This is a genomic window from Catenulispora pinistramenti (assembly GCF_018274385.1).
GTDB classification, from domain to species: domain Bacteria; phylum Actinomycetota; class Actinomycetes; order Streptomycetales; family Catenulisporaceae; genus Catenulispora; species Catenulispora pinistramenti.
This window is the reverse complement of record NZ_JAAFYZ010000122.1, coordinates 23,384-30,129: the sequence shown is the minus strand read 5'-3', so window position 1 is coordinate 30,129 and position 6,746 is coordinate 23,384. Positions and strand designations below refer to the sequence as shown.

General features: G+C 70.7%; 6 protein-coding genes and 1 tRNA gene. 4 read left to right on the top strand and 3 right to left on the bottom strand.

Going from position 1 to position 6,746, the window contains the following annotated elements:
* Window positions 1–1,143 (bottom strand): sensor histidine kinase (locus tag KGQ19_RS29405; protein WP_212014853.1); only part of this gene is annotated, 1,143 nt, incomplete at its 3' end.
* Between the two features lie 237 nt (window positions 1,144–1,380).
* Here KGQ19_RS29405 and KGQ19_RS29400 point away from each other — a divergent pair.
* Window positions 1,381–2,598 carry an acetyl-CoA C-acetyltransferase gene (locus tag KGQ19_RS29400; RefSeq protein ID WP_212014852.1) on the top strand — a complete coding sequence of 406 codons (1,218 nt, stop codon included), beginning with the start codon at window positions 1,381–1,383 and terminating at the stop codon, window positions 2,596–2,598.
* A gap of 28 nt (window positions 2,599–2,626) precedes the next feature.
* Here the strand turns inward: KGQ19_RS29400 and KGQ19_RS29395 are convergent, their stop codons facing one another.
* A complete protein-coding gene (locus tag KGQ19_RS29395; RefSeq protein ID WP_212014850.1) occupies window positions 2,627–3,064 on the bottom strand; it encodes a hypothetical protein in 438 nt (145 codons plus the stop codon).
* A 173-nt stretch (window positions 3,065–3,237) separates the two neighbouring features.
* Here KGQ19_RS29395 and KGQ19_RS29390 point away from each other — a divergent pair, with 173 nt between their 5' ends.
* The gene (locus KGQ19_RS29390) at window positions 3,238–3,468 is read left to right on the top strand and encodes a DUF4287 domain-containing protein (protein ID WP_012784872.1); all 231 of its coding nucleotides are present in this window, start codon (window positions 3,238–3,240) and stop codon (window positions 3,466–3,468) included.
* A gap of 409 nt (window positions 3,469–3,877) precedes the next feature.
* Window positions 3,878–3,960 (top strand) — tRNA-Leu (locus tag KGQ19_RS29385).
* A 78-nt stretch (window positions 3,961–4,038) separates the two neighbouring features.
* Here the strand turns inward: KGQ19_RS29385 and KGQ19_RS29380 are convergent.
* Complete coding sequence (locus tag KGQ19_RS29380) at window positions 4,039–5,142, bottom strand: SGNH/GDSL hydrolase family protein (protein ID WP_230419634.1); 1,104 nt, start codon at window positions 5,140–5,142, stop codon at window positions 4,039–4,041.
* A gap of 165 nt (window positions 5,143–5,307) precedes the next feature.
* Here KGQ19_RS29380 and KGQ19_RS29375 point away from each other — a divergent pair, with 165 nt between their 5' ends.
* Window positions 5,308–6,717, top strand: a complete 1,410-nt coding sequence (locus tag KGQ19_RS29375) for a cystathionine beta-synthase (RefSeq protein WP_212014842.1) — start codon at window positions 5,308–5,310, stop codon at window positions 6,715–6,717.
* Window positions 6,718–6,746: the final 29 nt, after the last annotated feature.

The window sequence follows — 6,746 nt, the reverse complement described above, 5'->3', positions numbered from 1 at the left end:
CCCCGGCACGATCGCCCGCACCGCCCAGTCGCCCCCCTCACGCCCGACCTCCAAAGACCCGCCGGCGAGCTCCATCCGCTCCCGCAGCCCGCTGAGCCCGTAGCCGCCGCCGGAGTTCGTGAGCGGCCGCGCGGCGTCGGTCTCGGCGAGCTGGTTGGTCACCGTCAGCCGGACCGCGTCCGGGTCGTAGCTCAGGTGCACCGTGGTCGGCCTGCCGGGGGCGTGCTTGCGGGCGTTGGTCACCGCCTCCTGCGCCGTGCGGTACAGCGCCAGTGCGGCGTCCGCCGGGAGCTTGCGGGATTCGCCGGTCGTGGTCATCGTGCCGCCGTCCGCTTCGACCAGCGTCCCGATCATCTCCGAGAGCGGGCCGATGTCCGTGCGCAGCGCCTGGACCGCGCGGCGGCTCTCGGTGAGCCCTTCCCGCGTCAGCTGTCCGGCGCGCTCGACGCACTTCACCGCCTTGGCGATGTCCGGGCTGTCCTGCGTCAGCAGCGCCTGGGCAGCCTCGACCTGCATCGCCAGTGCGCCGAGCGAGTGCGCCAGGATGTCGTGGATCTCGCGGGCGATGCGGGTGCGCTCGCCGAGGACCGCCGCCTCGGTCTCGGCCACCGCCGCCCGGCGGGTCTGTTCCAGCAGCTGCTCCGCCGAGTTCGCGCGTTCGGCGATGGCGTAGCGGATCATGCCCATGGCCAGGGCGGTCCCGATGATGACGACGAAGCCCAGGACCGCGGTCGTCGAGGCGCCGACGAACAGGGCGGAGACGGTCAGCGAGAGCGCCCCGGCCACCGCGATCGCCGTCGAGACCTGGGGCGTGAGGTTCGAGCCGGCGGAGAACGCCGCGACCGCCGGCACCGCGATCGCCGGGCCCTGTTGCAGGATCGCCAGCAGGCCGCCGCTGAGCGACAACAGCGACAGCGGGTACTGGATCGGCCACTTCCGGATGTCGAACGTGATCATCCCGATCCACGCCACCGCCACCACGGCGAGGGTGATGGTGATGGCCAGCCCGCGCTCGTGCAGGCCCGGTTTGGGGTTCACCCCGAAAAGGGTGAGGCCCAGCGCCACCAGGCCGCCGGTCCGCAGGGCCTGGATGCCCCAGAAGTAGCCCTTGCGATCCATCATGTTCGCCGTCAGCGCTGCCATGTACTGATCCTCTCGCTTCCACGCCGGTGCCAGCCTCCATCCACGGGTGGAACGCGGGTGGAATACGCCTGCGCGCCGTAGTGTGAGGGAGGGCCAGGAACCGGGTGTGTTCTGCCGCACCCGGGCATTACCAAGCGGTAGCTTCCGAACTACGCTGGCCCTGACACCATCGCGGCGCCGACCGCGCGGCCCTGAAGCCGGCAGGCGACCCGGACCCCTTCGCAAGGAGTGACCTATATGCCCGAGGCAGTGATCGTCTCCACCGCGCGTTCCCCGATCGGCCGCGCCTTCAAGGGCTCGATGACCTCCATCCGGCCCGACGACCTCACCGCGCAGATGGTGCGCGCCGCGCTGGACAAGGTGCCCGGGCTGGACCCGCGCGAGATCGACGACATGTACCTGGGCTGCGGCCTGCCCGGCGGGGAGTCCGGCTACAACATGGGCCGGGTGGTCGCCACACTGCTGGGCTACGACCACCTCCCGGCCGCGACCATCACCCGGTACTGCGCGTCCTCGCTGCAGACCACCCGCATGGCGTTCCACGCCATCAAGGCCGGTGAGGGCGACGTTTTCATCTCGGCCGGTGTCGAGACCGTCTCCCGCTACGCCAAGGGCTCCTCCGACGGCCTGCCGGACACCCAGAACCCGCTGTTCACCGACGCGGTGAACCGCACCAACGAGTTCGCGGCCGGCGGCAAGGTCTGGCACGACCCGCGCGAGGACGAGACCCTGCCGGACATCTACATCGCGATGGGGCAGACCGCCGAGAACCTGGCGCAGATCAAGGGCATCTCGCGGCAGGAGCAGGACGAGTTCGGCGTCCGTTCGCAGAACCTGGCCGAGAAGGCGATCGCCGACGGCTTCTGGGAGAAGGACATCACCCCGATCACGCTCCCGGACGGCACCGTGGTCAGTAAGGACGACGGGCCGCGGGCCGGCGTCACCTACGAGAAGACCTCGACGCTGGCCCCGGTGTTCCGGCCCGACGGCACCGTCACCGCCGGCAACTGCTGCCCGCTGAACGACGGCGCGGCGGCCGTGGTCATCATGTCCGACACCAAGGCCCGCGAACTCGGCCTGACCCCGCTGGCCCGGATCGTGGCCACCGGCGTGACCGCCATCTCGCCGGAGATCATGGGCATCGGCCCGGTCGGCGCGACGCAGAACGCGCTGAGGAACGCCGGCATGACGCTCGGCGACATCGACCTGGTGGAGATCAACGAGGCGTTCGCCGCCCAGGTCATCCCGTCCTACCAGGACCTGGGGATCGACCTGGACAAGCTGAACGTGAACGGCGGCGCGATCGCCGTCGGCCACCCCTTCGGCATGACCGGCGCGCGGATCACCAGCACGCTGATCAACTCGCTGCAGTGGCACGACAAGCAGTTCGGCCTGGAGACGATGTGCGTGGGCGGCGGCCAGGGCATGGCGCTGATCCTGGAGCGGCTGAGCTGATCGCCGTACCGCTATAGCGGCCGTACCGCTATAGCGCCCGACGCAAGGCGGCCGTGCTTTCCAGCACGGCCGTCATCGCCTTCTCCGCCGGGACGCGTCCATCACCCGGTGTCCAGATGAGAGTTTCGCGCGGGTCCTTCAGAGCCCGATACGCGGCTAACAAGTCGTTGCCCACAACCGCGATCTGGTCGCCGAGCGCGAACACCCCGAGCGTCGGCAGCGCGTGCCAGAGCGGCGGCCTCGGGCTGTCCCAGCGCTCTATCCCCTGCGCGACCGTCGTGACCTGCGAGGCGAGCCAGTAGCCGGCCTGCGCGCGATCGCCGTAGGGCTCCAGCCGGAGCGCGAACTTGGAGTGCGGGAGGCGCCGGTAGCCCTCGGCGAGCCGGGTCAGCTCGGCCGCGAGGGCGTCGGCGGCGGCAGGATCCCGGTCCGCACCATGTCCCCCCGGTTTGGTGCTGGAAGTCATCCGGGAAGGATACGGGTGGCGAATGCCGCGACAACGTCGTGGCACGTCACCGACCGCCCGGCGGACACCTGGCGCCGGAATCGCCAGGTCCCGTTCCTCTTGCCAGCCGCCCGACCCTCAGGCACGCTGGCGCACACGGACCGTATGCCCAGTCCATTCGCGGAGGCGCCCGTATGACGATCCATCACTCCGAGCAGACCCATCGCAACCTCCTCGCCCGCATCCCCGCCGCTACCGGCCGCAGCTTGGATACCTGGTTCCAGCTGGTCAACGAAGGCCCGTCCCTCCCCCGCTTCGAAGAGCGGGTCAGCTGGCTCCGCGCTGAGCACGACCTCCCGCGCGGCTACGCCAACGCCATCGTGCACGAGATGGACCTGAAGCGCGCCGCCCGCGCCTTCGGATAAAAGCCCCCACCCGGAACCCACAGAGCCCCGGCTGTGCCGCGGGCTCTGTAACCGTGCCCGGAGCCGTGCCCGGAACTGTGCCAGCACCTGTGATCGCGGCCGAGCCCGCACCTATGCCGCCGCGGCATTCCGGCAGCCCGCACGCCCGACCGGCGATGTGCCGGATCGCATATCGCCTGAATGCCCACACGATGCCCCACAAGACCCACCAGCCCCCCGCGCCGAGCGCGAACGTCCAGGGAACAGGGGCCGGAAGTCCGGTGAAAGTCCTCCCCTCCCGGTGCCCCAACCCCCCTTACGACCTGCGCCCGAACAGGACCTTCAGCGGACCAGCGCTGGAACTCGATCACGCTTTCGCGCAGTTCTCGCTACGCTGAAGCCCGAAGGATCATCCCGACGATCTCTTCGGGCCCAGATGGTGGAACAGGCAGACACAGCGAGCTTAAACCTCGCGGCCTTCGGGCGTTGCGGGTTCGACTCCCGCTCTGGGCACACGGGACGGGCGGCCGGTTCGTCGGAACCGGCCCGCACTCCTTGCGTGTCAAGCCTCTTATATCGCCGGTGCGGGGCTCAGGCCGAGGCGGACTCCGCCGCGGCCCCGGCTCCGGAATCGGTAGGCTCGCCACCGGCCGCCGCGGTCGCGTCGGCCCCGGGCGGAACCACCGGCTCCGCGATCTGCCGGCGCCGCCGGTGCCGCAGGATGCCCCAGCCGGCGCGGGCGGCGCTGCCGACCTCGCGGCCGACTTCGGTGCCGCCGTGCTTGGCGGCCAGGACGGCGGCTCGGGCCAGGGGCATGCGGGCTTCGCCGCGGGCCGGTTCCAGGGTGTCCGGTTCGCCGGTTTCGGCGTCGGGCCAGCGGCCGAGGGCCGCCGCGATCGAGGGGAGCAGGGCCATGGAGGCCGCGGCGTAGCCCTCGGCGCTGGGGTGGAAGCGGTCCGGGCCGAACATGTCCTCGGGGCGGGCGGCGAATTCCGGGCCCAGCAGGGAGCCCAGGGAGACGGTGCGGCCGCCCGCGGAGACGACTTCGACGGTCTGCGCCGCGGCGAGCTGCCGGGACCAGCGGCGGGCCAGGCGGCGCAGGGGCTGGGCCACGGGCCGGATGGAGCCCAGGTCCGGGCAGGTGCCGACGACGACCTCGGTGCCGGCCGCGCGCAGCCGGCGGACGGCGTCGCCCAAGAACCGGACGGACTCGGCGACCTTGACGCGGTGCGTCACGTCGTTGGCGCCGATCATGATCACCGCCAGGTCCGGGCCGCCGCCGTCGGGTCCGGCCGCGATCACCCGCTCCAGCTGCCAGCCCAGGTCCGAGGACTGGCCGCCGACCTTTGCGACGTTCTGCAGCCGCACCGGGGCGTTGGCGGCCTCGGCCAATCCGGACGCCAGCAGCGCGCCGGGGGTGCGGGCCGACTCCGTCACGCCGTAGCCGGCCGCGGAGCTGTCGCCGAGTATCGCGATGCGGATCACGTCGACGCCGGGTGCGGCGTACCACGCCCCGTAGACCCCGTCCGCGCGCGGCGGATCGCCTTTGGTGGGGCCGATGGCACGCCGGGCGAGTTTCGCCTCGGCGACGATCAACCCGATGGCGCCGCCGGTGAGGACCCCGATCCCCCCGCCGCTCAACGCGGCGGCAGCGGCGACGCGCTTGGCGATACCCAGCCTTGTGAGCCCGGTCATCGTCGGCACACCTCCTGCAAGCCTCAAACTGAAGTATGTCCGCCGTTCCAGTGACCTTACCTTGAGCACGGTTGGCTACGACGTGGTGGTTTCACCCCGTAACCTGTAAAGCACCGAGTGACCACCGTAAATTGCCGGTCCACACAAGAAGCGGAGACACCGCCGATGAAGTACGCCGAGTCCATGGTCGAGCTGGTGGGGGACACCCCGCTGGTGAAGCTGAACAACGTCACCAAGGGACTCCAGGCGACCGTCCTCGCCAAGGTCGAGTACTTCAACCCGGGCGGGTCGGTGAAGGACCGGATCGCGCTGCGGATGATCGAGGCCGCGGAGCGGTCGGGGGCGTTGAAGCCCGGTGGCACCATCGTGGAGCCCACGTCCGGCAACACCGGTGTGGGATTGGCCATTGTGGCGCAGCAGAAGGGCTACAAGTGCGTCTTCGTCTGCCCGGACAAGGTCTCCACTGACAAGATCAACGTGCTGCGCGCGTACGGCGCCGAAGTCGTCGTGTGCCCCTACGCGGTCGCCCCGGAGCACCCGGACTCCTACTACAACGTCTCCGACCGCCTGGTCCGCGAGATTCCCGGCGCCTGGAAGCCCGACCAGTACTCCAACCCTGAGAACCCGGCCTCGCACTACCACTCCACCGGCCCGGAGCTCTGGGAGCAGACCGACCACCGGATCACGGCGTTCGTGGCCGGCGTCGGCACCGGCGGCACCATCTCCGGCACCGGCCGCTACCTCAAGGACGTCTCCGAGGGCGCGGTCAAGGTGATCGGCGCGGACCCCGAAGGCTCGGTCTACTCCGGCGGCAGCGGCCGTCCCTACCTGGTCGAGGGCGTCGGCGAGGACTTCTGGCCGACCGCCTACGACCGGAGCGTGGCCGACGAGATCATCGCGGTCTCCGACAAGGACTCGTTCCTGATGACCCGCCGTCTGGCCCGCGAGGAGGGCCTGCTGGTCGGCGGCTCCTGCGGGATGGCCGTGGTGGCCGCGCTGAAGTACGCCGAGCGCCTGGGCCCGGACGACGTCGTCGTGGTCCTGCTGCCGGACTCCGGCCGCGGCTACCTGTCGAAGATCTTCAACGACGACTGGATGGCCGACTACGGCTTCCTGAACCCGGGCACCGACGAGCCCACGGTCGCCGAGGTCTTCTCGCGCAAGGGCCAGGGCCTGCCGGACCTGGTCCACATGCACCCGCACGAGACCGTCGGCGAGGCGATCGAGACGCTGCGCGAATACGGCGTCTCGCAGATGCCCGTGGTCAAGGAGGAGCCGCCGGTGATGGCCGCCGAGGTGATCGGCTCCATCGTAGAGCGGGACCTGCTGCGCGCGCTGTTCTACGAGAAGGCCTCGCTGGAGGACCGCCTCGACGAGCACATGTCCCCGCCGCTGCCCCAGGTCGGCTCCGGCGAGCCGGTGTCGGCGCTGGTCACCGCGCTGGAGAAGGCGGACGCCGCGGTGGTCCTGGTCGAGGGCAAGCCGCAGGGCGTGGTGAGCCGGCAGGACCTGCTGGGCTTCCTGGGCACCGAGGTCGCGGCGAGCCACACCGTCGGACACAGCGCTCACCTATAACGATCTATAGCGTCGCCTGTCCTAGCGGC

What these genes read in the sequence shown, in the direction of transcription:
- KGQ19_RS29380 (WP_230419634.1), bottom strand. Translation starts at nt 5,142, where the DNA reads ATGACCGGGCTCACAAGGCTGGGTATCGCCAAGCGCGTCGCCGCTGCC.
- KGQ19_RS29400 (WP_212014852.1), top strand. Translation starts at nt 1,381, where the DNA reads ATGCCCGAGGCAGTGATCGTCTCCACCGCGCGTTCCCCGATCGGCCGC.
- KGQ19_RS29390 (WP_012784872.1), top strand. Translation starts at nt 3,238, where the DNA reads ATGACGATCCATCACTCCGAGCAGACCCATCGCAACCTCCTCGCCCGC.
- KGQ19_RS29395 (WP_212014850.1), bottom strand. Translation starts at nt 3,064, where the DNA reads ATGACTTCCAGCACCAAACCGGGGGGACATGGTGCGGACCGGGATCCT.
- KGQ19_RS29375 (WP_212014842.1), top strand. Translation starts at nt 5,308, where the DNA reads ATGAAGTACGCCGAGTCCATGGTCGAGCTGGTGGGGGACACCCCGCTG.